Source organism: Brevibacterium sp. FAM 27836 (genome assembly GCF_051351055.1).
Taxonomy (GTDB): domain Bacteria; phylum Actinomycetota; class Actinomycetes; order Actinomycetales; family Brevibacteriaceae; genus Brevibacterium.
In genome coordinates this window covers 306,592-333,346 of record NZ_CP195711.1, presented here as the reverse complement: position 1 = coordinate 333,346, position 26,755 = coordinate 306,592, and the positions used below count along the sequence as shown (strand labels likewise).

23 protein-coding genes are annotated in these 26,755 nt (G+C 65.2%); 12 read left to right on the top strand and 11 right to left on the bottom strand.

Annotated elements, in window-relative coordinates; genetic code table 11:
* The first annotated feature begins 100 nt into the window (after positions 1 to 100).
* The gene (locus ACSE4D_RS01630; protein ID WP_436326547.1) at positions 101 to 4,981 is read left to right on the top strand and encodes an NAD-glutamate dehydrogenase; all 4,881 of its coding nucleotides are present in this window, start codon (positions 101 to 103) and stop codon (positions 4,979 to 4,981) included.
* Between the two features lie 169 nt (positions 4,982 to 5,150).
* A complete protein-coding gene (locus ACSE4D_RS01625) occupies positions 5,151 to 6,665 on the top strand; it encodes a sensor histidine kinase (RefSeq protein ID WP_135538170.1) in 1,515 nt (504 codons plus the stop codon).
* 182 nt (positions 6,666 to 6,847) lie between these two features.
* Here ACSE4D_RS01625 and ACSE4D_RS01620 read toward each other — a convergent pair whose 3' ends face one another.
* A complete protein-coding gene (locus ACSE4D_RS01620; protein ID WP_009374875.1) occupies positions 6,848 to 7,096 on the bottom strand; it encodes a WhiB family transcriptional regulator in 249 nt (82 codons plus the stop codon).
* Positions 7,097 to 7,358: 262 nt separating this feature from the next.
* Between ACSE4D_RS01620 and ACSE4D_RS01615 the strand changes: the two genes are divergently transcribed.
* The 4 genes from ACSE4D_RS01615 to ACSE4D_RS01600 all read left to right on the top strand — a co-directional run bounded on the left by ACSE4D_RS01615 (position 7,359) and on the right by ACSE4D_RS01600 (position 11,212).
* A complete protein-coding gene (locus ACSE4D_RS01615) occupies positions 7,359 to 7,910 on the top strand; it encodes a gamma carbonic anhydrase family protein (RefSeq protein ID WP_436326546.1) in 552 nt (183 codons plus the stop codon).
* Between the two features lie 136 nt (positions 7,911 to 8,046).
* Positions 8,047 to 9,471: an NAD(P)H-quinone dehydrogenase gene (locus ACSE4D_RS01610; RefSeq protein ID WP_135538173.1), complete on the top strand. Its 1,425-nt coding sequence runs from the start codon at positions 8,047 to 8,049 to the stop codon at positions 9,469 to 9,471.
* Positions 9,472 to 9,593: 122 nt separating this feature from the next.
* Entirely contained in the window at positions 9,594 to 9,935 is a 342-nt protein-coding gene (locus tag ACSE4D_RS01605; protein ID WP_436326545.1) for a YciI family protein, read from the top strand.
* Positions 9,935 to 11,212, top strand: a complete 1,278-nt coding sequence (locus ACSE4D_RS01600; protein WP_436326544.1) for an RNA polymerase sigma factor — start codon at positions 9,935 to 9,937, stop codon at positions 11,210 to 11,212. The genes ACSE4D_RS01605 and ACSE4D_RS01600 overlap by 1 nt, the downstream gene beginning before the upstream one ends.
* A 70-nt stretch (positions 11,213 to 11,282) precedes the next feature.
* Here ACSE4D_RS01600 and ACSE4D_RS01595 read toward each other — a convergent pair whose 3' ends face one another.
* The 3 genes from ACSE4D_RS01595 to ACSE4D_RS01585 all read right to left on the bottom strand — a co-directional run bounded on the left by ACSE4D_RS01595 (position 11,283) and on the right by ACSE4D_RS01585 (position 14,800).
* The gene (locus ACSE4D_RS01595; protein WP_436326543.1) at positions 11,283 to 13,094 is read right to left on the bottom strand and encodes an acetyl/propionyl/methylcrotonyl-CoA carboxylase subunit alpha; all 1,812 of its coding nucleotides are present in this window, start codon (positions 13,092 to 13,094) and stop codon (positions 11,283 to 11,285) included.
* A 123-nt stretch (positions 13,095 to 13,217) separates the two neighbouring features.
* Entirely contained in the window at positions 13,218 to 13,895 is a 678-nt protein-coding gene (locus tag ACSE4D_RS01590; protein ID WP_436326542.1) for a Maf family protein, read from the bottom strand.
* Positions 13,892 to 14,800 carry an SGNH/GDSL hydrolase family protein gene (locus ACSE4D_RS01585; RefSeq protein ID WP_135538183.1) on the bottom strand — a complete coding sequence of 303 codons (909 nt, stop codon included), beginning with the start codon at positions 14,798 to 14,800 and terminating at the stop codon, positions 13,892 to 13,894. The genes ACSE4D_RS01590 and ACSE4D_RS01585 overlap by 4 nt, the downstream gene beginning before the upstream one ends.
* A 76-nt stretch (positions 14,801 to 14,876) precedes the next feature.
* Here ACSE4D_RS01585 and ACSE4D_RS01580 point away from each other — a divergent pair, with 76 nt between their 5' ends.
* Complete coding sequence (locus ACSE4D_RS01580) at positions 14,877 to 16,331, top strand: AI-2E family transporter (RefSeq protein WP_436326541.1); 1,455 nt, start codon at positions 14,877 to 14,879, stop codon at positions 16,329 to 16,331.
* Between the two features lie 57 nt (positions 16,332 to 16,388).
* Here the strand turns inward: ACSE4D_RS01580 and greA are convergent, their stop codons facing one another.
* Positions 16,389 to 16,883: a transcription elongation factor GreA gene (gene greA, locus ACSE4D_RS01575; protein ID WP_135538186.1), complete on the bottom strand. Its 495-nt coding sequence runs from the start codon at positions 16,881 to 16,883 to the stop codon at positions 16,389 to 16,391.
* A gap of 207 nt (positions 16,884 to 17,090) precedes the next feature.
* On the bottom strand, positions 17,091 to 17,516 hold the full coding sequence (locus ACSE4D_RS01570) for a DUF4307 domain-containing protein (RefSeq protein WP_436326540.1): 426 nt from the start codon (positions 17,514 to 17,516) through the stop codon (positions 17,091 to 17,093).
* Between the two features lie 123 nt (positions 17,517 to 17,639).
* Between ACSE4D_RS01570 and mca the strand changes: the two genes are divergently transcribed.
* Positions 17,640 to 18,650, top strand: a complete 1,011-nt coding sequence (gene mca, locus ACSE4D_RS01565; RefSeq protein WP_426936451.1) for a mycothiol conjugate amidase Mca — start codon at positions 17,640 to 17,642, stop codon at positions 18,648 to 18,650.
* The gene (locus tag ACSE4D_RS01560) at positions 18,647 to 19,027 is read left to right on the top strand and encodes a hypothetical protein (protein WP_436326539.1); all 381 of its coding nucleotides are present in this window, start codon (positions 18,647 to 18,649) and stop codon (positions 19,025 to 19,027) included. The genes mca and ACSE4D_RS01560 overlap by 4 nt, the downstream gene beginning before the upstream one ends.
* A 49-nt stretch (positions 19,028 to 19,076) precedes the next feature.
* On the opposite strand, the gene trhA is transcribed toward ACSE4D_RS01560, so the two are convergent.
* Complete coding sequence (gene trhA, locus ACSE4D_RS01555; protein WP_436326538.1) at positions 19,077 to 19,862, bottom strand: PAQR family membrane homeostasis protein TrhA; 786 nt, start codon at positions 19,860 to 19,862, stop codon at positions 19,077 to 19,079.
* A gap of 103 nt (positions 19,863 to 19,965) precedes the next feature.
* On the opposite strand from trhA, the gene ACSE4D_RS01550 reads away from it, so the two are divergent.
* Both ACSE4D_RS01550 and ACSE4D_RS01545 read left to right on the top strand, forming a co-directional pair.
* Positions 19,966 to 20,730 (top strand): isoprenyl transferase, encoded by a 765-nt coding sequence (locus ACSE4D_RS01550; protein ID WP_436326537.1) that lies wholly within the window; start codon positions 19,966 to 19,968, stop codon positions 20,728 to 20,730.
* 243 nt (positions 20,731 to 20,973) lie between these two features.
* Positions 20,974 to 22,281, top strand: a complete 1,308-nt coding sequence (locus tag ACSE4D_RS01545) for a PhoH family protein (RefSeq protein WP_135538196.1) — start codon at positions 20,974 to 20,976, stop codon at positions 22,279 to 22,281.
* Between the two features lie 107 nt (positions 22,282 to 22,388).
* Here the strand turns inward: ACSE4D_RS01545 and ACSE4D_RS01540 are convergent, their stop codons facing one another.
* The 3 genes from ACSE4D_RS01540 to glpX form a co-directional block, all read right to left on the bottom strand.
* Complete coding sequence (locus ACSE4D_RS01540; RefSeq protein WP_135538198.1) at positions 22,389 to 23,792, bottom strand: class II fumarate hydratase; 1,404 nt, start codon at positions 23,790 to 23,792, stop codon at positions 22,389 to 22,391.
* Positions 23,793 to 23,857: 65 nt separating this feature from the next.
* Positions 23,858 to 24,484, bottom strand: a complete 627-nt coding sequence (locus ACSE4D_RS01535; RefSeq protein ID WP_135538200.1) for a carbonic anhydrase — start codon at positions 24,482 to 24,484, stop codon at positions 23,858 to 23,860.
* A 67-nt stretch (positions 24,485 to 24,551) separates the two neighbouring features.
* Positions 24,552 to 25,676: a class II fructose-bisphosphatase gene (gene glpX, locus ACSE4D_RS01530; RefSeq protein ID WP_205683308.1), complete on the bottom strand. Its 1,125-nt coding sequence runs from the start codon at positions 25,674 to 25,676 to the stop codon at positions 24,552 to 24,554.
* Positions 25,677 to 25,874: 198 nt separating this feature from the next.
* Here glpX and ACSE4D_RS01525 point away from each other — a divergent pair, with 198 nt between their 5' ends.
* On the top strand, positions 25,875 to 26,444 hold the full coding sequence (locus ACSE4D_RS01525; protein ID WP_240689613.1) for a DUF4245 domain-containing protein: 570 nt from the start codon (positions 25,875 to 25,877) through the stop codon (positions 26,442 to 26,444).
* Between the two features lie 67 nt (positions 26,445 to 26,511).
* Here ACSE4D_RS01525 and ACSE4D_RS01520 read toward each other — a convergent pair whose 3' ends face one another.
* Positions 26,512 to 26,751 carry an exodeoxyribonuclease VII small subunit gene (locus tag ACSE4D_RS01520; protein ID WP_135538202.1) on the bottom strand — a complete coding sequence of 80 codons (240 nt, stop codon included), beginning with the start codon at positions 26,749 to 26,751 and terminating at the stop codon, positions 26,512 to 26,514.
* Positions 26,752 to 26,755: the final 4 nt, after the last annotated feature.

The following is a 26,755-nucleotide window of genomic DNA, read 5'->3' as shown; positions in this document are numbered from 1 at the left end:
CCGCTCGGCGTGCCTTTCTCGATATTTGGGCATAGTGTGGGAGATGGCGGTTCGAGGACGAACCGCGTGACGATTGCTCGGTTCTCATAGAGGTGGCACAGTGACTCAGGTCTCAATTTCGGACGTTGCAGAAGAGTGGAGGAAGCTGCGAGGGCAGGGTGCCCCCGAGAATTTCCTCGACGCGTACTATCCGCGATTCGAAACAGGGGCAAGCGACCCCGAGGCCTATGCCGCGGCAGCGGCTCGACACTTCGCCGTCGGCACCGAATACGACGGGCAGACGCCGGCGATCGCGATCTACAACCCGGCCGTCGACTCACCGGAATTCCGGGACAATCACACGGTCGTCGCGCTGGTGCTGGCAGATATGCCGCACCTCGTGTCCTCGATCGTCAGCGACCTGGCGGCGGCCGGTCGAGCCATCCGCCGCGTCCATCACCCGATCATCACCGTCTCCGGTTCCGGTTCCGACCTCTCGATTGTGTCCCCGGCCGAGGCCCCCTCGGTGACCGCTGATACGGCAAGCCTCCCGCAGGTCTCCGCAGCGCCGGACGCTCAGTCCTCCGATGACCCGCAGCAGCAGTCGTGGATCCGTCTCGAGATCGACCGGATCCCCGAAGACGACTTCGCCGAACTCGAGCAGCGGCTGCGTGAAGTCCTCGCCTACGTCGCTGCCGCCGCCCGCGACGCGCAGGCGATGGCGAGCAAGGCCAAGGACATCGCGGCCGAACTCTCCGCCCATGCTCCCCGCCCGGAGCTGGCCTCGGAAGCCGAAGCCGCAGCAGCCCTGCTCAACTGGCTCGACGGTCACTTCACCTTCCTCGGCTACCGCGAATACGACTACACCCACGATGCCGAGCACAGCAGCCTCGAACCGATCGAAGACACCTCGATGGGCATCTCCGCTCTGCGCCCCCTCGTGAAATCGCCGCTCAGCCGGGCCGTGGCCGAGAAGGCCCTCGAACCGCATGTGCTCGTGCTGACGAAGGCGAACTCGCGCTCACGCGTCATCCGCTCGTCCTTCATGGACTACATCGGGGTGAAGACCTTCGACTCCTCCGGCGAGATCGTCGGCGAACGTCGCTTCGTCGGTGTGTTCAAACCTGAGTTCTACAACGACAGCGTCCTCAACATCCCCGTCATCGACCGCAAGGTCTCCCGGATCCTCTCCGCCAGCGGCTTCCCCGCCGGTTCGCACTCGGCCAACGAGCTCCTCGGCGTGCTTGAGACCTACCCGCGCGAAGATCTCCTCCACGAGGACACCGAAGAGATCTTCGACGTGGTCATGGAGATCGTCGACATGCAGGAGCGACGGGAGTCGCGGGTCTTCGTCCGCGCCGACCCGTACCAGCGCTTCGTCTCCGTCATCCTCTACCTGCCCCGCGACCTCTACAACACCGATGCCCGCGTGCGCGTGCAGGAGGTTCTGCGCGAGTTCTACAATGCCGACAGCGTCGACTTCGACGTGCTGCTGAGCGAATCGGCGCTGGCGCGCATCCACTTCGTGGCTCGTATGGCTCGCGATGAGCAGCTCCCGCAGATCAGCGCCGAGGATGTCGAACGACGCATCGTCGGTGCCGTCCGTTCGTGGTCCGAAGATGTCCACGCCTTCCTCATCCCCGCCGAACACGGCGACAGCGGAACGACGAATGCGCGCGCCGACCTGTGGTCGAAGGCGTTCCCGCCCAGCTACGGCGAGCATCACACCCCCGCCGAGGCGGTCGCTGACGTCGGCCGGTTCGAGGCCCTTGACGCGGGGCACGGTTCGGCGGTGCGCCTGTACCGGCCCGAACGCTCGGCCGACGCCTCCGTGCGCCTCGTCCTCTACCGCTACGAGCGGGTCGGCCTGTCCGAAGTGCTGCCCTTCCTCACGGCGTTCGGCGCCACCGTCATCGATGAGCGCCCGCACGAGCTCGACCTCGCCGACGGCAGCCACCGTTATATCTACGATTTCGGGCTCAGCTTCTCCGAAGAGCTGGGCGACGACGACTGCGAACGCATCTCCGACGCGTTCATGGCCGGATGGGAAGGCAAGAAGGAAGCGGGCGTCTTCGACCGCCTCATCGTCACCGGTCTGTCCTGGCAGCATGTGACGATCATCCGCGCCCTGGGCAAATACCTGCGCCAGGCCGGGTTCACCTACTCCGACGCCTATGTGGGTGAGGTCTACAGCGACCATCCGGAGATCTCGAAGCTGCTCGTCGACTACTTCGCCGCGAAGTTCGATCCTGCCGCCGACGACGAGGGCCGTGAAGGTGCGATGGCCGAGATCGATGACGCGATCGAAGCCGCACTGTCCGAAGTCGCGAGCCTCGATGCCGACCGGGTGCTGCGCTCCTCACTCGAGCTGCTGCGCACCACTCTGCGCACGAACTACTACATCGATGAGTCCGGTGAGCTGCCGACCGCTCTCGTGCTCAAGATCCGGCCCACCGAGCTCAGCTTCGTCCCCAAGCCCAAACCGGCCCTGGAGATGTGGGTGTACTCGCCGCAGGTCGAAGGCGCGCACCTGCGCTTCGGCGCCGTCGCCCGCGGCGGTCTGCGCTGGTCGGACCGGCGCGATGACTTCCGCACCGAGGTCCTCGGCCTCGTCAAGGCGCAGATGGTCAAGAACGCCCTCATCGTCCCGACCGGCGCCAAGGGAGGGTTCTTCCCCAAGCAGCTGCCGCCGATGAGCGACCGGGACGCGTGGATGGCCGCCGGTCAGGCCGCCTACGAGGTGTTCATCGAGAGCATGCTCGAGGTCTCCGACGACCTCACCTACGGTGCCGACGACTCCAGCGTCGTCGTCCACCCCGACCGTGTGGTCCGCCACGACGGAGACGACTACTACCTCGTCGTCGCCGCCGACAAGGGCACTGCACGCTTCTCCGATGTGGCGAACGCGATCGCCGAACGCCGCGGGTTCTGGCTCGGGGATGCCTTCGCTTCGGGCGGATCGGTCGGCTACGACCACAAGAAGATGGCCATCACCTCCCGCGGCGCCTGGAAGTCCGTCGAACGGCACTTCCGCGAACTCGGTCTCAACACCGCCGCCGACGACTTCACCGTTGTGGGCATCGGCGATATGAGCGGCGACGTGTTCGGCAACGGCATGCTGCGCAGCGAGCACATCCGCCTCGTCGCGGCCTTCGACCACCGAGACATCTTCCTCGATCCGAACCCCGATGCCGCACGCAGCTTCGTTGAACGCCAAAGGCTGTTCGATCTGCCGCGCTCGAGCTGGCAGGACTACGACCGGGAGCTCATCTCCGCAGGCGGCGGGGTCTTCTCGCGGTCGGCGAAGTCGATCGACCTCAGTGCCGAAGCCGCCTCGGTGCTCGGAGTCGACCCCGGTCGTCGCAGCCCCGCCGATCTCATGTCCGAGATCCTCAAGGCTCCCGTCGACCTTGTCTACAACGGAGGCATCGGCACCTACATCAAGGCCTCGACAGAGAGCCATGCGGAGGTCGGGGACAAGTCCAACGACAGCATCCGCATCGACGGCGCCGATGTCCGGGCGCGGGTCATCGGGGAGGGCGGCAACCTCGGCGTCACCCAACTGGGCCGTGTCGAAGCGGCGCTGAATGGGGTTGAGATCAACACCGATGCGGTGGACAACTCGGCCGGCGTCGACAGCTCCGACCACGAGGTCAACATCAAGCTGCTCCTGCGCACCCTGGTGCACAAGGGCGCCTTCGCCGCCGAGGAGCGTGAACAGGTGCTCCACTCGTTCACCGATCAGGTGGCCGATCGGGTGCTGTCGAACAACTACTCGCAGAACGTCGTCCTCGGTGAGGCCAGGGCGCAGACCGAAGCGATGTCGGGTACCTACGGCCGACTGCTGAATTACCTGGAGAAGCACGCCGACCTCGACCGTGCCGTCGAATTCCTGCCCAACGCCGACGAACTGGCCAAGCGTCGATTCGGCTACTACGTGTCGCCGGAGCTGGCCGTGCTTCTGGCCTACGTGAAGATGCACGCCGCCGACGAGATCCTCGACAGCGTCGTGCCCGATGAGATGTGGATGCGGCGGGAACTCGTCTCCTACTTCCCGGAGTCCCTGCAGGAGAAATACGGGGAGCTCATCCCGGAACACCCGCTGCACCGAGAGATCGCCACGGCGAAGCTGGTCAACCGCCTCGTCGACCGCGGCGGCCTAACCTACATCTACCGGATGCTCGAGGAGACACCCGCCTCGGTGCCGCAGATCGCACGTGTGTTCGTCGTCGTCTCCGAGATCTTCGGCCTCGACGACTACTTCGAGGCGGTGTGCGCACTCGACAACGAGGTGCCCACCGAGGTGCAGGTGAAGCTCCAACACGACTATGTGCGTCTGCTCGACCGGTCCTCGCGCTGGCTCGTGCAGCAGGCCCCGGACACCCTCGACGTCGATTCGGGCATCGAGATGTACGGCAAGGTGGTCGAGGCGCTGCGCTCCCGCGTGCCCGAGCTCGTCGACGGCTACGATGCGGAGTCCATGCAGGCGAAGGCGCAGGAGTACATCGACGACGGTGTGCCCAGCGATCTGGCATGGCGAGCGGCGGCTCTGCTCGATGAGTTCGTGCTCCTCGACATCACGCAGCTCGCGGCACGGGCGAACGAATCCGCCGAGGACGTCGCCGAGGTCTACTACGCGGTGAACGAACACTTCGCCGGGTCGCAGGTGCTCACTCTCATCGGCGGGCTCGACCGCAGCGACCGCTGGTCGGCGCTGGCGCGAGGCTCGATGCGCGACGACTTCTACTCCGCTATCCTCTCGGTGGCGGAAACGGTGCTGGCCGCCACGGATTCGCCGATCTCGGGCACCCCGGATGAGCGGGCGAAGCAGCGCGTGGCCGAATGGCTCGAACGCAACGAGACCGTGGTCTCCCGCGTGATCGAGACGACGGAGACGATCCTCGGGCTCGACTCCGTGACCCAGGCGCCGCTGTCGGTGCTGCTGCGGTCGCTGCGGTCGATGGTCCGCTCCTCGACGTGGGAGAGCGAACACAACTCCTGACTCCACGGCTCGGGCCCGGCCGAACAGTGCTCGGCCGGACCCGAACTGCCTTCCGGCCGCCTCGGTGAGTCCGGAGATGGGCGGATGAAGTGGTAGCGTCTGATCATCGACTCATCAGCAGATCCGAGGGGAACCCGGGTCTGCTGATCTCACCTGGGAGGAACGTATCGTGCTCAACGAACTGCTGGCGGCCGAGGGTCTCACGGATGAGTCAGACGTCGAACACATCCATCTGCTCGTCGGGGACTGGCAGCTGCTCGCCGATCTCTCCTTCGCCGACCTCGTGCTGTGGGTGCCCTCGCTGAGCGGCGCGTACACGGTGGTCGCCCACGCCCGATCGACGACCGGGGCGACCCTGTTCAACCGGGATCTCATCGGAGCCCGCGCGACCGGGATGGAGAAGGAGCTGCTCGACGAAGCCAGCGACACCCGCACCTACGTCACTCAGGTGGAGACGGCCCGTGACCTGGGGGTGAGCGCGGGTTCGGCCGATGTCGGCATCCTCGCCGAGGCGGTCCCGATCGTCCGGAACGGCGAGGCGATCGCGCTCGTCGTCCGCTACTCCGAAGAGGTTCGCCGCCGGGGTTCGTCCCGACTGGAGAAGTACTACCGCGAAACGGCGATGGCCCTGATGCGGATGATCGTCCAGGGCACCTTTCCCGATCGTGCCGCTCCGAGCGGGGCGCGGCACGGGGAACCGCGGGTCGGCGACGGCATCTTCATCCTCGATCGCGATTCCCATGTGCAGTATGCGTCCCCGAACGCCGTGTCGCTCATGCACCGGCTCGGCCACGGGGGAGAGATCGAAGGCAGCTACCTCGCCGAGGTGGTTTCGAGTCTGGGCGCCGAGCTGCGGCAGGTCGACGAGACCCTGCCGCTGGTGCTCACGGGGCGGGCCCCGTGGCGGACCGAACTCGAGGTCGGGCGCACGAGCATCTCTCTGCGCGCCATCCCGCTGACCGATGAGGGGGAGCGGGTCGGGGCGATCGTGCTCGCCCGTGACGTCTCCGAGATCCGGCGCCGCAAACGCGAGCTGCTGTCGCGGGACGCAATGATCAAGGAGATGCACCACCGGGTGAAGAACAACCTGCAGACCGTGTCGGCTCTGCTGCGTCTGCAGACCCGCCGGATCGACAGTCCCGAGGCCAAGAGCGCACTGACCGAAGCGATGCGGCGAGTCTCGATCATCGCCGTCGTCCACGACGTGCTCAGTCAGGGTGTCGAATCTGAAGTCGACTTCGATGAGGTCGTCGACAAAGGTCTGCGCCTGACGCCGGAGCTGACCAGCCCACTGGTGCACATGGAACTCAAACGGTGCGGCAGCTTCGGTGCGATCTCCTCAGCGGATGCGACCTCTCTGGCACTGGCGATCACCGAGCTGATCACGAACGCGATCGAACACGGTTTCCCTGCCGAGAAGCAGGAGAGTCTGGCGCCGGGGGAGACGCTCGACGGGCATGTGTGGGTGACTCCCGAACGCGATGGTGACCATCTGCGGGTGACGATTGCCGATGACGGTGTCGGACTCGGCGACTCACAGAATCCGGGCAACGGGCTCGGCACGCAGATCGTGCGCACCCTGGTGTCGGCGGACCTGGCCGGATCGATCCAGTGGGAAGCCCGTGAAGGAGGCGGCACCGTGGCGACTCTCGATGTTCCGCTGCGTCCGGACTCCTACGACTGAGCGGCTGACTGTCCGTCCCGATCATCCGGGTTCCGGCTGCAGCATCGCCGGGGCTGTCCAGGGCCTCAGGGCGCGAACACAACTGAGTCCCTTGTGCCGATGACGATGATTCGTCGTCGGCACAAGGGACTCAGTGGCTTGCGGGGCGGGCGCAGTGCAACGCCCGCGGTGTCTCAGGTGGTTCAGCCGGCGCGACGGGCACGGGCGGCGCGGCGCTTGAGCGCGCGACGCTCGTCTTCGCTCAATCCGCCCCAGACTCCAGCATCCTGACCGGATTCGAGTGCCCACTGGAGGCAGGTCTCGGCTACTTCACAGCGGCGGCAGACGGTCTTCGCTTCCTCAATCTGGAGCAGAGCGGGTCCGGTGTTGCCGATCGGGAAGAATAGTTCCGGATCCTCATTGAGGCATGCTGCACGGTGTCGCCAATCCATGGTGACCTTTCGACGAATTCGGTGAACGCGGTTGACCGCGCCCGAATTCCGAGCGCGCAACTCTCTCAGTCAAGGTTCACATAACGCAATTGGGCGCACAAGGGTCCGGCAGTGTGAAATTTCTGACAAATATTTTCCCTATTGTCCTGCTATGGACGCGATCGCGCAAATCGGTCCGCTATGCGTCCCGACCGACCGTGTCAGGGCTCTCGGATTAGACTGTCAGACGCAAGCAGACAGTTCGTGAACCAATGGAGGACTCATGACCAGCGACCTCGCCAGCCCCCGCATCGTCTCCGTCGGCGGGCACACCCCGCACGTCGATCCCGAGGCGTTCGTCGCCGCCGGTGCCACCCTCGTCGGTGATGTGCATGTGAAGAAGGGGGCGAGCGTCTTCTACGGCTGCGTGCTCCGGGCCGAAGCCGCACCGATCACGATCGGCGAGGACTCGAACGTCCAGGACAACACCGTGATGCACACCGATGCCGGCAAGCCCGTGGTCATCGGCGCCCGCGTCTCGATCGGCCACCAGGCGCTCGTCCACGGGGCCGTCGTCGACGACGATGTGCTCATCGGGATGCACTCGACCGTGCTCAATGACGCTCATGTCGGCAGCGAATCCCTCGTCGCCGCCGGGGCCGTCGTCCTCGAGGGCACACAGATCCCTCCGCGTTCCCTCGTGGCGGGAGTTCCGGCGAAGGTGCGCCGGGAGATGGACGACGACGGTGTGGAGAAGGTGCGGCAGAACGCACTGTCGTATGTGCAGCTCTCGACCCTGCACAAAGACACCGCCGAGGTGGTCGATCCGTCGTGATCGGACCGGGCGGATCGTGAGTCTCCCCTTCCGATCGTGAGCCTCGGTTTCGGATCGCGAGCCCGACTGTGAGCTCCTGAGTGGGAACACCGGGGTTCCGTTCGCAAGGTCCGTGGCGATTTGAGACAATCGCAGTGTGAACACTGAATTTGATTCCACTGCAGATCGCGTCGTCATCATCGGCGGCGGCCCCGGCGGCTATGAGGCCGCGCTCGTCGCGGCTCAGCTGGGCGCCGATGTCATGCTCATCGAGCAGAACCGCTGCGGAGGCGCGGCGGTGCTCACCGATGTGGTTCCGTCGAAGTCCCTCATCGCCACCGCGGAGATGATGGATGAGATCGAACGATCCGACGGCCTCGGAATCCGGATCGAGAACGATGATGAGACCGCGGCCGATGCCCGCCGGGTGACCGCCGACCTCGAAGCCGTCAACAAGCGCATCCTGTCGCTCGCCGACGCTCAGGCCAACGACATCTACGAAGGCCTCATCCGGGCCGGGGTCAAAGCCATTCAGGGCAAAGCGACGCTGGCCGGTCGCGACCAGGTTCACGTCGTCGAGTCCGGCGGCACCGAGTACACCCTCGATGCCTCGACCATCCTGCTGTCCGTCGGCGCTCACCCGCGGGAACTGCCGACCGCGCAGCCCGACGGCGAGCGGATTCTCACCTGGACGCAGCTCTACGACCTCGACGAGCTGCCCGAACACCTCATCGTCGTCGGCTCCGGTGTCACCGGTGCCGAATTCGCGTCGGCCTACCGCGCCCTGGGCACCGAGGTGACTCTCGTGTCCTCGCGTGAGAAGGTTCTGCCCGGTCAGGACGAAGACGCGGCCGATGTCCTCGAATTCGTGTTCCGCAACAAGGGGATGAACGTCCTCTCCCGGTCCCGAGCCTCCTCGGTGACCCGCACCGACGACGGAGTCGAAGTGGTGCTCGCCGACGGCCGCCGTGTCGAAGGCTCCCACTGCCTCATGGCCGTCGGTTCGATCCCGAACACCGAAGGCCTCGGGCTCGAGAAGGCCGGTGTGCGGGTCAGCGAATCCGGACACATCGTCGTCGACGGGGTCTCGCGGACCTCACGGGCCGGAATCTATGCTGCCGGTGACTGCACCGGCGTGCTCCCGTTGGCCTCTGTGGCCGCGATGCAGGGCCGGATCGCGATGAATCACGCACTGGGCGACGCCGTGCAGCCGCTCAAGCTGCGCAACGTCGCTTCGAACGTGTTCACCGCTCCCGAGATCGCCACCGTCGGCTTCACTCAGCAGAACTACCGGGAGAATCCGACCGACATCGACACGGTGATGCTGCCGCTGGATACGAACCCGCGCGCGAAGATGCTCGGCATCGAAGACGGCTTCGTCAAGATCTTCGCGCGCCGCGGATCCGGCTCCATCCTCGGCGGAGTCGTCGTCGGCCCGCGGGCCAGCGAACTCATCCTGCCGATCACGATGGCAGTGGAGAACCGACTCACCGTCGACCAGCTCTCGGCGACGTTCGTCGTCTACCCCTCGGTGAGCGGTTCGCTGACCGAGGCGGCGCGGAAGCTCCACCGCCACCTCTGATCTGGTCGATTCTGCGAACGCAGGAAAGTTTTTCTCCGCAGCTGTCGATCCGGTCGCTCCTCGACCGTCATCATGGTGTCAGGCCGCCCGGCATGACATGGGAAATGACGAAGGAGAACGACATGAAGTACGCACTTCTGCTCATGGGAGCCACACAGGATCCCGCATGCGGTGAGGACGGCGGAGCGGATCCGACCGAGTTCATGGCATTCGACAAGGAGATCAGCGAGGCGGGGGTCGTCGTCGGCGGCTTCGCCCTCGAAGGGCCCGAACTCGGGGTCCGCGTGAGCGAATCCGGAGGCGAGTGCCTTGTCACCTCGGGCCCGTTCGCCGAATCGAACGAGTTCGTCGGCGGCAGCTACGTCATAGAGGTCGCCGACATCGACGAGGCGATCGCCTGGGCGAAGAAGAGTCCCGCTGCGAAGTCCGGACACATCGAGATCCGTCCTGTGGCCGACTACTGATGGGCCCCGACCCCGATTCGGCCGCCCGAGTCCTCAGCGCCATCGGCGAGGAGGACTTCGGGCGGCTGCTCGCGGCGTTGGTCACCCGGTTCCGCGATTTCGACCTCGCCGAGGAAGCCCTCCACGACGCGGTGCTCCGCGCGGTCGAGACATGGCAGGGGCGAGGAGTGCCCGAACGTCCCCAGGCGTGGCTGATGGCTACAGCGAAGAACCGCGCCATCGATCTCATCCGCGCCGACGAGGTGCGCACCCGGCACCTCGCCCGGCTGCGCATCGAGGACGAGCTGCGACCAGGTGACCACGACGACCACGCTGTGCGCATCGGCGAGGAGATGGACGCAGTGGACATGCCCGACGAACGCCTCGGGCTGTTCTTCACCTGCTCCCACCCGACACTGCGTGAGGACGAGCGCATCGTCCTCATCCTTCGCTTCCTCTCCGGACTGACCACCGCCGAGGTGGCTGCCGGGTTCCTCGTCGAGACCGCCACGATGCAGCAGCGGATCGTGCGCGCCAAACAGCGGATCCTCAAGACCGGGATCCCCTTCGGCCGCCCGGCACCCGATGAGCTCGGCGACCGGCTGCCCGGGGTGTTGCGCGTCCTCTCCCTCATCTTCACCCAGGGCATCAACGCCACTGCAGGTCCCGCCCATACACGAGTCGATCTGCAGCAGGAAGCCATCCGCCTGACCCGACTGCTCGTCGGATATCTGCCCGAGCAGACCGAAGCCCGTGGTCTGCTGGCCCTGTTCCTGCTCACCCGGGCACGCGACCGCTCTCGGGTGACCGCGGAGGGGCGGCCGGTGCCGCTGGCCGATCAGGACCGCAGCCAGTGGGACTCCCGCCTCATCGCCGAAGGCACCGCACTCGTCGGTGCGGCCGCCGGTGAACCGGCGGCCGGTGCTTTCACCATCCAGGCGGCGATCGCCGCCCTCCACGCCGACGCCGTGAGGTTCGCCGACACGGACTGGAAGCAGATCCTCGTGCTCTATCGGATGCTCTCCGACCTCGACCCGTCGCCGGTCGTGGCCCTCAACACCGCAATCGCCCTCGGCCAGGTCTCAGGCCCCGAAGCGGCCATGATCGCCCTGGACGAACTCGCCGACGATCCGCAGCTGCTGCGGCACAGGCCCTTCCACATTGCGAGGGCGATCACCCTCGACGAACTCGGTCGCACGGCCGAAGCCGAGGACGCCTATGCCGCAGGTCTGAAATGCCCCGGCAACGATGCCGAATCCGAATACATCACTGCCCGGATCACCGATCTTCAGCGGTGACCCGGGCAGGGATTTCTGTGTTCGGGACTCCTGCGTTCGGTCGCCGGCGAACACAGGCAGTCGCAAGTCCTCAGGCGGCGAAGCGGACGATCGCCTCACCGGACTTCACCGAGGCGCCTGCGTCGACGAGCACCTCCGATACGGTGCCGGAATGACCGGCCTTGAGCGGCTGCTCCATCTTCATCGCTTCGATGACGGCGAGAGTGTCGCCGGCCTCGACGGTGTCACCGGGGTTGACGGCGACGGAGACGATGGTGCCCTGCATGGGGGCGTTGAGCGCGTTCGAATCGTCGGCGAGCTTCGCACCGTTGCGGCTGCTGAGGCTGCGCTTGCGCCGCGGCACGCTGGGGCTGGGCACATGGCCGAGATCGGAGATGACGTCCTTGGGGACCGACACGGTCATCCGACGGCCGTCGACCTCGACGACAACGCTGAAACTGTCGGTTGGAGCACTCATGACTTCTCCTGATTGGGAATCGGCGAGAGGGTTGACGAAAGCGGTTTCGAGCCAGTTGGTCCAGACCTTGAAATCAGCGGCGAAGGCAGGGTCGGAGACGAGGACGCGATGCAGAGGAAGCAGCGTCGAGACACCTTCGATGCGGTATTCCGCCAGCGCCCGACGGGCACGGGCCAGAGCTTCGTCACGGGTGGAGCCGGTGACGACGAGTTTGGCCATCATCGGGTCGAAGTCCGTGCCGACGACGCTTCCCTCTCCGATGCCCGAGTCCACACGCACGCCGGGACCGGACGGGGCGCGGTAGTTCTTGACAGCACCGGTGGCGGGGAAGAATGTCGCGGGATCCTCGGCGTTGATCCGGAACTGGAGAGAGTGGCCGCGCACAGCGGGGAAGTCATCGGGCAGGGACTCGCCCGAGGCGATGCGCACCTGCCAGCCGACGAGGTCGACTCCTGTGATCTCCTCGGTCACGGTGTGCTCGACCTGGATGCGCGCATTGGCTTCCATGAAGATGATCGTGCCGTCTTCACCGAGGAGGAACTCGCAGGTGGCGGCGCCGACGTAGCCGACGTGTGCGAGCAGCCGGGCCGAGGCCTGGCTGACGATGCGTTCCTGCTCGGGGCTGAGGAACGGTGCGGGTGCCTCTTCGATGATCTTCTGATTGCGGCGCTGCAGGGTGCAGTCGCGGGTGGACACGATGGCGACATTGCCATGTGCATCGGCCAGGCACTGCGTCTCGAGGTGACGGGGACGTACGATCTGCTTCTCGATGAGGCATTCGCCGCGACCGAACGCGGCCTGGGCTTCACGGGTGGCGGCAGTGTAGGCGCTTTCGAGGTCCTCGGCCGAAGCGCAGGCACGGAAACCGCGTCCTCCGCCGCCGTGGACGGCCTTGACGACGACGGGGAAGCCGATGCGTTCGGCCACCGAGGCGGCCTCGGCCAGATCGGCCACAGCACCGTCGGAACCGGGTGCGACAGGGGCATCGACGGCTTCGGCGACGCCGCGGGCGCCGGACTTGTCGCCGAGGAGCTCGATGGCGGCCGGGGGAGGGCCGATCCAGATCAGCCCGGCGTCGATGACCGCCTGCGCGAAGTGCGCGTTCTCGGCGAGATAGCCGTAGCCGGGATGGATGGCATCGGCGCCCGAGCGCTTGGCCAGTGCGAGGATCTTGTCGACGTCGAGGTAGGTCTCCCCGGCTCCGGAGCCGTCGAGCAGCCAGGCGTCATCGGCGAGGTCGACGAAGTCGGCATCCGAATCGGCGCGGGTGTACACGGCGACGGCCTTGATGCCGAGGTCATGTGCGGCCCGGATGATGCGCAGTGCGATCTCACCGCGGTTGGCGATGAGGACTCGGCGGACGGCCCCGGTCGGCACAGTGGTGCTGAGTACCGTGGTCGCTGCGTCGGGGAGAACTGTGGTCATGGCGCTCCTTTGTATGATCACAGATCAATTTAGAGAAGGGCACCAACGGTTTGTAGGACACCGATAAAAAATTCGGGCGAGAACTTCAATGGCGTCGGGCGTGTCACCCTGCCGCAACCGAGTCTAGTGCTGATGCGACCAGAGATCGGGCCAGAACAGGCCGCTATCGGTGACCAATTCGCGTACTGCCGGCAGGCTGAGTCCGAGCACCGTGAGGTGATCGCCGTCGAGGCGGTCGACGAAGGCACCCCCATAACCGTCGATCGTCAGTGCCCCGGCCACCTGAAAAGGTTCCTCCGTGGCGATATAGGCCTCGAGTTCCTCGGCGCTGGGGGAACCGATGAGCACCGAGGTGGTCGACCGCTTCGAACGCAGCGCGCCGAGTTCGAGTTCCGTCGCCTCGGCGTCGGCACCGGAGGCGCGGTTGAGCACGGCAACCGTGTGCCCCGAATGCAGCTGCGTCCACTCGCCGGCGATCGCCGACCAGATGGTGCGGGTGCGTTCCGCGGTGCCCGGCTTGCCGATGGCGTGTCCGTCGAATTCGAGCAGCGAATCCCCGGCGATGACGACGATGGTCTCCGAGCTGTGCAGCACCGGGGGAGGGGAAGCGATGATCCGGTCGATGACCGCCTGGGCCTTCGCCTCCGACAACGCGGTGGTGAGATCGCCGACGGAGCCGGTGAACTCCGCCTCGATGGCACGTTCGTCGACGTCGGAGACGATGATGAGCGGATCGATGCCCGCGGCCGTGAGGATCTGGCGACGGGACGGAGACTGTGAGGCGAGGACGACCGGGATCACGAGACGGCCGCCGACGGGTGCGGATCTTGGTCGGGAGCGAGTTCTTTGCGGCGAGCGGTTTCGCCCTTCTCCGGGATGTCGAGGCTGCGATCGACGACGACCGGCGCTTCGATGCGTTCGGCGATCGCGGCGAGCAGAGTCGACGACAGCTGCGCGTAGCCGAGTTCGCTGGGGAAGCGCCCGGACTCGTTGAGCAGGGACCTGCGTGTCGTGCCGCTCAGAGACCCGGTCGACCGCAGCGGCACGGCGCGTGCCGCCAGGGCGGCCAGCCACTGGGAACCGGCGAGGACCCGTGAGGTGCGGCGCAGCGAGGTCTTGAGCGGGTCGCGCAGTCCCGGCAGGCCGCCGAGGTTGGGACACACGAGGACGAACACCGTGTACCGGCCCTCCCGCTGGAGACGGTTGATGGCCTGATTGAGCACGGGAATGCCGATCGTCGCTTGGATCGGGTGGATGATGTCGCCGGTGCCGATCGAGATGATGGCGAAGCGACGGTCTTCGCTCCAGCGGTCGGACAGCTGGCGCGACAGCCATGGTGAGCGCAGCACTTCGTCGACCTGCCTGTGCAGGTCCTCGGACAGTGCTGAGGGGCGTGCGGTGGTCTGCACGCGAACGGTGGTGCCGAGCATGCGAGCCAGTCCGCGGCCGATGAGTGTGGGCGGGGCATGTTCGGGACCGACGTCGACCCCGCACAGCCAGGAATCGCCGATGACGGCTAAGGCGGCGGAATCGCCATCGTCGCGGTCTCTGGGGGCGGCGATCGCCTCGGCGAAGGTGGAATGGCGACGATTCTCATCGTCGTCGAAGGACCGACGCAGCGCACTCGCCTGATGGCGGAGGAGTCCGACCGCCGATGCACCGGCGCCGACCGCCGTGGCACCCATGGTCGCTACGGCAAGAATCATGCGTCTTCCCACTGATTTCCCTCCTCAGGCGTCATCATTCCACCTTAGTCAGTCTCTCAACAACTATTGTTGAGGCATGACCGATAACGATCAGCAGCATCCTACGAACCGTTTCCGTGGTGCCTGGGAGGCCTTCCGGCGAGGACGCGGTTCCTCCCGTTCCCGGCCCGAAGCAGAAATCTCCCCCGCCCGCAGCGTCAGCCCCGAGGAGATCGCCCTCAGCCGCATCGAAGCCGAAGCCAAGCCGTATGTGGCCCCGGGCCTCAAGCTCGCAGCCGCGTGGTCGTGGCGGTCGCTTCTCGTCCTCGTCGCCGTCGGCGTGGCGCTGTGGCTGCTGTCGAAGATCTCCAGCGTCGTTCTGCCGGTACTCATCGCGCTGCTGTTGGCCGCACTGCTGGCACCCCCGACCGGGTGGCTGGCGAAGAAGGGCGTGCCCCGCGGTGGCGCGGCGGCGATCTCATTCGTCGGGTTCATCGTCGTCGTCCTCGGACTCTTCGGCCTCGTCGGGCAGCAGATCTATTCGGGGATGCCCGACCTCGTCAAACAGGTGATCGCTGGTGTCTCAGGCATCAGCAGCTGGCTGTCGACGAACCCCTTCGGCATCGACTCCACGACGGTCTCGGGCTACATCGAAGAAGGCATCAAGACCGCGACGAACTTCTTCCAGAACAACAGCAGCAAGCTCCTCGGCGGGGCGCTGGAGGCCACCTCCTCGGTCGGCACCTTCCTCACCGGGATGGCCGTGTGCCTGTTCACGACGTTCTTCTTCCTCTACGACGGAGCGAACATCTTCAAATGGGTGGTGGGCCTGCTGCCGATCCCCGCCCGCCCCGTCGCCACCGGTGCCGCTCAGCGGGGGTGGACCACGCTCGTGCAGTACGTGCGGGTGCAGATCCTCGTCGCCGCAGTCGACGCGATCGGCATCGGCATCGGTGCGGCGTTCCTCGGGATTCCGTTGGTCATCCCGTTGACCGTGCTCGTGTTCCTCACCTCGTTCGTCCCCGTCGTCGGCGCCATCGCCTCCGGTGCGGTGGCCGTTCTGGTGGCTCTGGTGTCGAACGGGTTGGGCAGCGCCGTCATCATGCTGATCGTCGTCATCGCCGTGCAGCAGATCGAAAGCCAGGCCCTCCAACCGTTCCTCATGGGCAAGGCCGTCTCTGTCCACCCGCTGGCCGTGATCCTCTCTGTCACCGGCGGCGGTTTCCTCTTCGGCATCGTCGGCGCGCTCTTCGCCGTGCCGTTGGTGGCCGTGCTCAACAGCGTGGTCGGCTACATCGCTCGCGCTGACAGCGCCGCCGGTGATGATGACGCGGAGGACGCGGAGGGTCCGCCGAGCGATCCGAAGGCCCGGGAGGCCGCGGCCGTGTTGGATGCGGCGAAGGAACAACTCACCGAGGCGGTCCATGAGTCCGCCGAGGATGACAGTGCGGGTGGAGCCGGATCGACCGCGACCGATCCCGAGGAACTCGGACCGGGTTCTGCGGATGCCGACGGGGAGAGTCCCGACGATTCCGACGGTCGAAGGAAATGATCTGAGAACAGTTGTGGGCGGGTGATCTCACCCGCCCACAACTGTTTTGACACCGATTCAGCCGGTGAAGGCCTCCACGGATTCGACCTTGACCTCGATGGTCTTGCCGTTGGGAGCCTCATAGGAGCTCGTGTCTCCGGCCTTGACGCCGAGCACGGCGGCACCGAGCGGTGACTTCTCCGAGAACACGTCGATGTCGGAATCTCCGGCGATCTCGCGGTTGCCCAGCAGGAAGCGCATCGAGTTGCCGGCGACGCTGGCGGTCACGACGGTTCCGGGAGCCACGGTCTTGCCGTCGCTGTCGCTGGAGCCGACCTTCGCGTTGCGCAGCAGCACCTCGAGCTGGCGGATGCGTGCTTCCTGTTTGCCCTGCTCATCACGCGCTGCGTGGTAACCGCTGTTCTCCTTCAAGTCACCCTCGTCGCGGGCGGCTTCGATCTTCTCAGCAATCTCTGCACGACCCGGTCCGGAGAGATGCTCGAGTTCCTTCGACAGGCGGTCAAAGGCTTCCTGGGTCAACCATGTCTCTTCCTGGGTGACTTCCTCGGTCATGACTTCTCCTTCTACGGTTCGGTGCGCTGACGGGCGTGTCAGGCAACGAAAAAACCGGGCGTATGGGCACGCCCGGAAGTTGAATGAAACTACAGTGTAACGCATCTGTGAGCGAAAACGATGAGCTGAGTCACGTTCCCGCAATCGAGTCTGCCGGTGGTGCGGCAGAACCCTGATGCGTGCGAGACCTATTCGAAGGGATTCGCGCTATTCGAACCAGCAGGAATCGACGTGTCCCGATGCGGCCAGCTGTGTCGTCGCCAATTCGACCTCGACGCGTTTCGGCGAGTTCGGATCGTTGTCCGCGGAGGCCGGGACGGTCACCTCGGTGAAGCCGACGATCGCTTCGCTGTCGTTCGTGGCCTGGACGATGCAGTGGACATCGCGCTGCCGGTCGGGAAATATTCCGACGCTGACGTGCGTTGCAGAGGAGTCGACAACGGAATAGTCGAGGGTCTGCGGTGTCGTGGGATTCGTCTGCGGACGGAACGCCCACACGGCGATGACCGCGGCGACCACGAGGAGGACGACGACGGAGATGATTCTGGCTCGACGGCTCAGACCGCGTTTGTGCGTGCGGGGTCGACCGTAACGATCATCCTGCAGCGGTTGGGCCACTGTTACCTCAGTCATTGAATTCCTCTTTAAGTACTTCGCGCACTAATCTAGAGTAGTCGATCCTCTGCCGGCGATCATGTCAGACCCTGTGCCGGCAGCAGGTGGCGACCAGGCTGATTCGAAAGGGACATCTTCATTATGACTTCGCTTCCGTACCATGGGCTGCGACTGCTCGCGGTTCATGCCCACCCCGATGATGAATCTTCCAAGGGTGCGGCGACGAGCGCGAAGTACGCTTCTCTGGGGGCCCGGGTCCTCATCGCCACCATGACCGGCGGCGAGGCCGGAGACATCCTCAACCCCGCACTGCTGCAGAGTCCGAAGGCCAGTCGTGACATCGCCGGTCTCCGGCGTGAGGAGATGGCTGCCGCGGCCGCCGCGCTCGGTGCCGAGCACGTCTGGGTCGGCCATGTCGATTCGGGTCTGCCCGACGGTGACTTCGACAACCAGACTCCGCCCGGCTGCTTCTATCGGGTGCCGGACGAAGTGGCGATGCTGCCGCTGGTCCACATCATCCGCACCTTCCGTCCGCAGGTCGTGACCACCTATGACGAACTCGGCGGGTACCCGCACCCCGACCACATCAAGAACCATGCCGTGACCATGGCTGCCGTCGAAGCGGCAGCCGATGCGGATTCGCATCCCGAGCTCGGCGAGCCGTGGCAGGTGCAGAAGGTCTATTACAACCAGGACCTGTCAGCGAAGAAGTGGATCACCATCCACGAGAAGATGGCCGAGGCGGGACTCGAGTCCCCTTTCGCCGAACACCTCGAGGACTTCAAGAAGCGCGACAGTGCCCGTCGCAACTGGCTGAGCACCCGAATCGCCTGCTCGGAGTTCTTCCCCGCCAGAGACCGGGCGCTGCTCTCGCACGCCACCCAGATCGATCCCGAAGGCGGATTCTTCTCCGCTTCGCGCAATGCCGCTCGCACCTACTGGCCGACCGAGGAATTCGAACTGGCCGTCGACCGCACCGATCGTGCGCCGCTGACTCCGGACGTCGATTTCCAGGAAGAAGACCTCTTCGCGGGAGTGACCCGCGACGACGGGCGGCGTGTTCCGGACGAGGGGATGCTGCCGGATTCGCCAGCCGGTGAGGACACCACCGCCGCTGACTCCACCCTGACCGAAAGCGATACTCACGCATGATCCTCCTCGCCTCGACTCCAGCTCCGACCACCGACGGAGGCTCTCCGAATCCGGATCTGGTGACCCCGGGAACGATCGGTTTCCTCGCGACCCTGGCCGTGGTCGTCGTGACGATCTTCCTCATCCGCGATGCTCTGCGCCGAGTCCGCCGGGTCCGTGCGCGTTCAGGGGCCAGCGACGCCTACCCGATTCCGCTGCGCAGGCACGTGGTTCCGAACCAGTCGAAGCTCTCGGGACCGGACGAGCCCGAACAGGCGCAGAAGCCCGCAGACGACGAAGTGGCAGGCGACGAAACGCCAGGGGAGAAGCAGGTGGACGAAGCCACGGAGGCGACAGCGGCGCAGGAGCGCACCGAAGACTCCGACAAACAGTCCTGAGACTCTGCTCGGCAGGGCCTGCTCGGCATCCCGCGCCTCGGTGTGAGGATCAGTATGCGGCGACGGCCGCGACGATGAGCGCCGCGAGATGGCAACCGTAGCCGAGGATCGTGAGGATGTGGAAGATCTCGTGGAAGCCCAGCCACTTCGGTGACGGGTTCGGACGCTTGATCCCGTAGATGACGGCACCGGCGACATAGCACACGCCGCCGAGGACGACGAGGAGACCGACGGAGAGATTCGTCGCCCAGATCTGCGGGATATAGCCGACTCCGGCGACTCCGAAGCCGACATAGATCGGCACGAAGAGCCACCTCGGTGCGGTGGTGAAGATCGTGCGGAAGGCGACGCCGAGCGCGGCCGCGCCCCACAGCACAGACAGGAGCAGGATGGCCTGATCGGTGCGGAGCATGAGCACGGCCAGCGGAGTGTAGGTGCCGGCCGTGATGAGGAAGATGTTCGCGTGGTCGAGGCGTCGCAGAACGAGGCGGACGCGGGTGCGCCACCGACCGCGGTGGTACACGGCGGAGGTGCCGAAGAGCAGCATTCCGGTGATCGCGAAGATTGCCGCCGCGATGCGCGATTCGATCGTCGGAGAGATGATCACGAGCGAGAGTCCGCCGAGCATCGCCAGCGGGAACGCACCGGCGTGGAACCAGCCGCGCAGCTTCGGCTTGACCTGCCCGGCGAGCTTGGTCAGTTCGGCACGCAACGCCATGCGACGGCGGTCGATGCGCTGGTGATTGCCTGTCGAAGCAGCGTCCGCGGAGGTATCGCCGATGGGCCGGGAGGCGTCGGGAACGATAGGGGACGGACCTGTGACGGGAGCATTCATGACACCATGGTAACCAGTGAGTCTGAAGCCTCATTCAGCGACGGCGGCTAGTAGTCTGTACAGTGTTCGAATCGACCGGAGACCAACGCGAAAGAGGACAGCCGTGGCGCGACCAGTGAACCTGCTCTATCGGCTGTATGAGCGACGGCTCAAGCGTGAGCTCGACAAGTCGGTGCCGGTTCCGCGCCATGTCGGGGTCATCACCGACGGCAACCGTCGGTGGGCGAAGGAATTCGGGGCGACGACCGCTGACGGGCATCGGGCGGGGGCGGCGAAGATCGTCGAGTTCCTCGGCTGGTGCTTCGAGATCGACGTGGAGATCGTCACCCTCTATGTGCTGTCCAAGGAGAATCTCGCACGATCGGCCGAAGAGGTCGCCATTCTCATCGAGATCATCTCGGACCTCGTGGAGAAGATCGCCGCACTCGACGGCGTCGGAGTGCAGTTGGTCGGTGACCTGGACATCCTCCCCGACGATCTGCGGGCCCGCCTGGAAGCGGTGACCACGAACACCAATGACTGCGGGATGCGCGTCAACGTCGCCGTCGGCTACGGCGGTCGGCAGGAGATCGTCAACGCGGTGAAGTCCCTGCTGCGGGCCCGCCGGGGTGAGGGCACGGATCTTGAGACGATCATCTCGGAACTGTCGCCGGAACAGATCGGCGAACACCTCTACACCAAGGGCCAGCCCGATCCCGACCTCATCATCCGCTCGTCCGGCGAGCAGCGACTCTCCGGATTCCTCATGTGGCAGAGCGCGTACTCCGAGTTCTACTTCTGCGAAGCCTACTGGCCGGACTTCCGGCGTACGGACTTCCTCCGCGCCGTCCGCGACTACGGTCTGCGTCAACGCCGCTTCGGCAAATAGGCAATGGTCATCCTCGTGCCCGCCGGCAGGGCATCGAGTACAGACAGCAGACCACGGTTTCGGGATGCGGACCGGGGCATCTCGCATTCACGCGAAGTTCACGACCTCGACGTGCCCGACCGCGCGTGCCGACACGTGATTGCGGTCGAATCGGGTTAGGTTGACAGTAGTTGGTCGACACCAACCCGAGATCGGGGGATGTCAGAACCGGATCTCGGCGGAACTCACGCCACAGAGGTCCTCATGGCTGAAAATGTTCACACCTACGTTCTCGACACCTCAGTGCTGCTCTCGGATCCCGGCGCACTTCTGCGCTTCGCCGAACATCACGTCGTCATCCCACTCATCGTCGTTTCCGAACTCGAAGCCAAACGCAACCATTCCGAGCTCGGTTTCACCGCCCGCAGAGCCCTGCACATCCTCGACGACTTCCGCTCGGAATTCGACCGACTGGACCAGCCGATACCCGTCGGCGAAGCGGGTGGGACGCTGCGCGTCGAACTCAACCACATCGACGCTTCGACGATGCCGGTGGGTTTCGACCGCACAGAGAACGACACACGCATCCTGGCGGTGGCCCGCAACCTCTCAGCCGAAGGCCACGATGTGGTCGTCGTGACCAAAGACGTGCCGATGCGGGTGAAGGCCTCTGCGCTGGGACTGCATGCCGAGGAGTATCTGGCGGAGCTGGCCGCCGATTCGGGCTTCACGGGAATGAGCGAACTCGCTCTCGACGAGGAGCAGATGAGCGAGTTCTACGAATCGGGGGCGATCGTCACCGAGGCGGTGTCCGAGGAGGTCGTCAACACCGGCGTGGTCATCACCTCACCGCGGGGTTCGGGTCTCGGGCGGGTCGAGGCAGGCAACCGTGTGTCCGTGGTCCGCGGGGACCGCGACCTCTTCGGAGTCCGCGGACGTTCGGCGGAGCAGAGGATCGCCATCGACATGCTGCTCGACGACGCATTGGGAATCGTCTCGATGGGAGGGCGAGCCGGAACGGGGAAGTCCGCGCTGGCCCTCACTGCCGGACTGCAGAAGGTGCTCGAAGAGAACAAGCACTCGAAGATCATGGTGTTCCGGCCGATCTACGCCGTGGGCGGGCAGAACCTCGGATACCTTCCCGGCAGCGAAGGGGAGAAGATGAACCCCTGGGCCGAGGCGGTGTTCGACACCCTGAGCGCACTGGTGAGCAAGAACGTCATCGACGAGGTGGTCAACAGGGGCATCCTCGAGGTGCTGCCGTTGACGCACATCAGAGGACGTTCGCTCCATGATGCCTTCGTCATCGTCGACGAGGCGCAGTCCCTGGAGCGCAATGTGCTGCTGACGGTGCTCTCACGCATCGGGATGAATTCGAAGGTGGTTCTCACCCACGACGTCGCGCAGCGGGACAATCTGCGGGTCGGCAGGCACGATGGAATCGCTGCGGTGATAGAGAAGCTCAAGGGCCACGACCTCTTCGCCCACGTCACGCTGACGCGTTCGGAACGATCGGAGATCGCGGCGCTGGTCACCGACGTGCTCGAGGAGTTCGATCCCTTCCGGGGCTGAAGAGCACGAAACGGCGCCCGGACGGGTCTGTCCGGGCGCCGTATGCTGATCGGCCGTGCCGAGTGCTGACCAGCATGGGCCGTCTGCTGATCAGAGAGGCCGGGTGCTTACTTGTAGTCGCCGATCATCGTCGTGACGTCGAGCGCCTGATCGAGATCCGCCTCGGTGATGGAGCCGTCTTCGACGAAGCCGAGGGCGATCGTCGCCTCCTTGACGGTCATCTTGTTGGCCACAGCGTGCTTGGCGATCTTCGCCGCAGCTTCGTAGCCGATCACCTTGTTCAGTGGGGTGACGATGGAGGGGCTGGCCTCGGCGAGGAAGCGAGCGCGCTCCTCGTTGGCGGTGAGCCCGTCGATCATCTTCTCGGCCATGACGGTCGAGGAGTTTGCGAGCAGGCGGATCGACTCCAGGAGATTGGAGGCCATGACGGGGATGCCGACATTGAGCTCGAAGGCACCGTTCGTCGAGGACAGGGACACCGCGGTGTCGTTGCCGACGACCTGGGCGGCGACCTGAATGGTGGCCTCACAGATGACCGGGTTGACCTTGCCGGGCATGATCGACGAACCGGGTTGCAGGTCGGGGATCGCGATCTCACCGAGACCGGTATTCGGGCCCGAACCCATCCAGCGCAGGTCGTTGCAGATCTTCATGTAGCCGTAGGCGATGGTCCGCAGCTGACCGGAGGCCTCGACGAGCCCGTCGCGGTTGGCCTGCGCTTCGAAATGGTTGCGCGCTTCGGTGATGGGCAGACCGGTCTCTTCGGCAAGGATCTCGACCACACGCGAGGAGAAGCCCTTGGGCGTATTGATGCCGGTGCCCACTGCAGTTCCGCCCTGCGGCACTTCGGCAACACGAGGCAGGGAGGCCTCGATGCGTTCGATGCCGTAGCGGACCTGCGCGGCGTATCCGCCGAACTCCTGGCCCAACGTCACCGGGGTGGCGTCCATGAGATGGGTGCGGCCGGACTTGACGATGGAGGAGAACTCCTCGGCCTTCTTCTCCAACGAAGTTGCCAGGGTCTGCATGGCCGGAACGAGCGTGTTGACGAGTGCCTTGGTCACGGCCAGGTGCACCGAAGTGGGGAACACGTCGTTGGAGGACTGCGAAGCATTGACATGGTCGTTCGGGTGGACATCGACACCGTCGGCTTCGAGGGACTTGGTCGCCAGCGAAGCGAGCACTTCGTTGGTGTTCATGTTCGAGGAGGTGCCCGAACCGGTCTGGAAGACGTCGATGGGGAAGTGCGCGTCGTACTCACCGGAGATGACCTTGTCGGCCGCGTCCTGGATCGCCTTGGCGCGGGCCTCGTCGAGGACGCCGAGTTCGAGGTTGGCCTTCGCAGCGGCCTTCTTCACCTGGGCGAGGGCCGCGATGTGCGCCGATTCGAGGCTCTTGCCGGAGATCGGGAAGTTGTCGACGGCGCGTTGGGTCTGGGCACTGTAGAGAGCGTCCTTGGGGACCTTGACCTCACCCATGGTGTCGTGTTCGATGCGAAATTCTTCGCTCATTGTTGTCCTTTCCGTTGGGCTGTCTGAGTTTTGTCGATGTGATCGACCACCGAAGTGGCCGAGCGTCAGGAGGCGTGGTGCGAGACTGCCGCCTCGTCGCCTCCGTATTGGGCGACGACGGTCGTGCGACCGTCGTGGAGCTGATAGGTGAGACCGACGATGATGAGTCGGCCCTCTTCGACTGCGGTCCTGATGATCGACGACAGCTGCATGATCTTGTCGACCGTGTCGATGGTGTTCTGCGCGACGGTCTCATTGACCGTGGTGCGTTTGTTCGTCCGGGCCCGGGCCACGGTGGGCAGGATGCGCGCGACGACATCGGAGATGAATCCCGGGGGCGTCTCACCTGAATCGTAGGCGTTGTAGGCTGCCGTCACGGCTCCGCAGCTGTCGTGGCCGAGCACGACGAGCAGGGGAGTGCCGAGGAGTTCGACACCGTATTCCAACGAGCCGAGGGTGACCGGATCGACGACCTGGCCGGCGTTGCGGACGACGAACATGTCGCCGAGGCCGACGTCGAAGATCATCTCCGCAGCGACTCGGGAGTCCGAGCAGCCGAAGAGCGTGACGAAGGGCGTCTGATCGCTCGACAGCGCTTCACGCCGTGCCGTGTCCTGATTGGGGTGCTGTGGAACGTCGTCGACGAAACGCCGATTTCCCTCCAAGAGTCGATTCCAAGCCGCATTGGGCATTGTTTTCGAACCTGCTTCCGATTTCGAGATGGTTGCGTCGCACCCGGGCTCGGGTCCGGCAGGGATGTCAGATGAGTCCGCGTCGGGCTGCTTCCTCGGCGGCTTCCACGTAGGAGTGGGTCTTCGCGGACTGATGCTCGGCGAAGACCTGACGGACAGTGCCCGACTTCGAACGCATGACGAGCGAGTGCGTGGTGACGTGACCGCCCTGGAACTTCACTCCGTCGAGCAGGTCGCCGTTGGTGATACCGGTGGCGACGAAGTAGCTGTTGTCGCCGGTGACGAGGTCATCGGTGTTGAGCACCTGGTTGACGTCCAGGCCCGCGGCCGCTGCGGCCTCGCGCTCGGAATCGTCCTGCGGCCACAGTCGACCCTGGATGACTCCGCCCAGAGCCTTGATCGCACATGCGGTGATGATGCCTTCGGGGGTGCCGCCGATGCCCATGAGCATATCGACTCCGGTGCCGGGGCGGCAGGCGGCGATGGCACCGGCGACGTCGCCGTCGGTGATGAGCTGGATACGCGCGCCGGCGGCGCGGATCTCGTCGATCATCTGCTGATGGCGTGGACGGTCGAGGATCATCACCGTCACCGAGGTGGGATCCTTCGTTCCCTTCGCCTTGGCGACCCGGCGGATGTTCTCAGCGATCGGCAGACGCAGATCCACCGCATCGGCGGCTTCGGGTCCGGTGACGAGCTTCTCCATGTAGAACACGGCGGATGGGTCGTACATGGCGCCGTCCTCTGTGACAGCCATGACCGAGATCGCATTGGGCATGCCCAGAGCGGTCAGGCGGGTGCCGTCGATCGGGTCGACGGCCACATCGCAGTGGGGTCCGGTGCCGTCTCCGACCTGCTCACCGTTGAAGAGCATCGGCGCTTCGTCTTTCTCGCCTTCGCCGATGACGACGGTGCCGGCCATCCGGACGGTGGAGATGACATTGCGCATGGCGGCCACGGCCGCTCCGTCGGCGGCGATCTTGTCGCCGCGGCCGACCCAGGGGGCGGCGGCGATGGCCGCCGCCTCGGTGACTCGGACGAGTTCGAGGGCGAGGTTGCGGTCGGGAGCGTCCTCTCCGACCTGTGCCTTCTGTGACCAAGCATCGGTCACTGCGACAGGGGGAGTCTCGTCATCGACTCGTCCTCGGTCATGGTGAGATTTCACGTCAACAGGCTCTTTGGAGTCACTCATGCTCTCAATTGTGCCACCCCTGTGATCGAGGTCGCGACAGCGGCACCGGGTTGTGGCCGCAGTCACCTCCGTGCTGTGGGATTGGCTCTTCGCGCGCGAGCCGAGGACAATGGCGGTGTGAATGTCCGAAATGCTGCCGACGAGACGGGAGCCCGAGCAGTCGTCGATGACACGGCGCGGGTCCCTGAGGGAGAGTCCATGGCTGACGAGTCCGGAGTGATGCTGCCAGGATCCCGTGAAGAGATGCGCTTCCTGAGGAAGAACTCCAACTGGGTCAACATGGTCATTGCGATCCTCGCCTGCCTGGCGGTCGCGGTGGGGATCCTGTTCCTCGCACCCCAGCCGGAGGTCGATTCCGAACGCGTCGTCGACTACCAGGGCATCGCCGAACAGTCGGAGGGAAACGCCGACTTCGATCTCATCGTTCCTCAGATTCCGCGCGGATGGACGTCGAACGAAGCCAGCCTCGATCGGCTCAATGACTCTGAATACACCTCGTGGTACATGTCGTTCATCGGCCCCGAGGACCAGTGGGTGAGCATCGAACAGTCCAAGTCGAGCGAGAACTGGGCGAAGAAGAAGACCGACGGCGCGATCGCCGCCGAGAAGGTCACCGTCGGCGGTGCCGACTTCCAGATCTACCGCACCGATGATGCGAAGGAATACTGGGTCACCAACAAGGGCGATGTCTACGTCGTGCTGACCGCAACCGCCGCACCCGATACCATCAACACCTTCGCCGACCAGGTCGCCGCACAGCTCAAGTGACCGCTGTGGGCCGGACTGAGTGATCAGTCGGTGCCTGCACTGTCGACCTGTGAGAGGTGGTCAGTGCTCAGTCGGCGTCGTCGGAGGTTTCCTGGCGTGCCTTGTCGAGGCGTTCCTTGGCCCCGTCGAGCCATGACTGGCAACGATCGGCCAGTGCCTCGCCGCGCTCCCACAGCCGGAGAGACTCTTCCAGCGGCAGATTGCCGGTCTCGAGACGTTTGACGGTCATGACGAGTTCTTCGCGAGCCTGTTCGTAGCTGAGCGAATTGATTTCGGGCTGATCCTGCTGGGTCGTCGGTTCGGTCATCGGA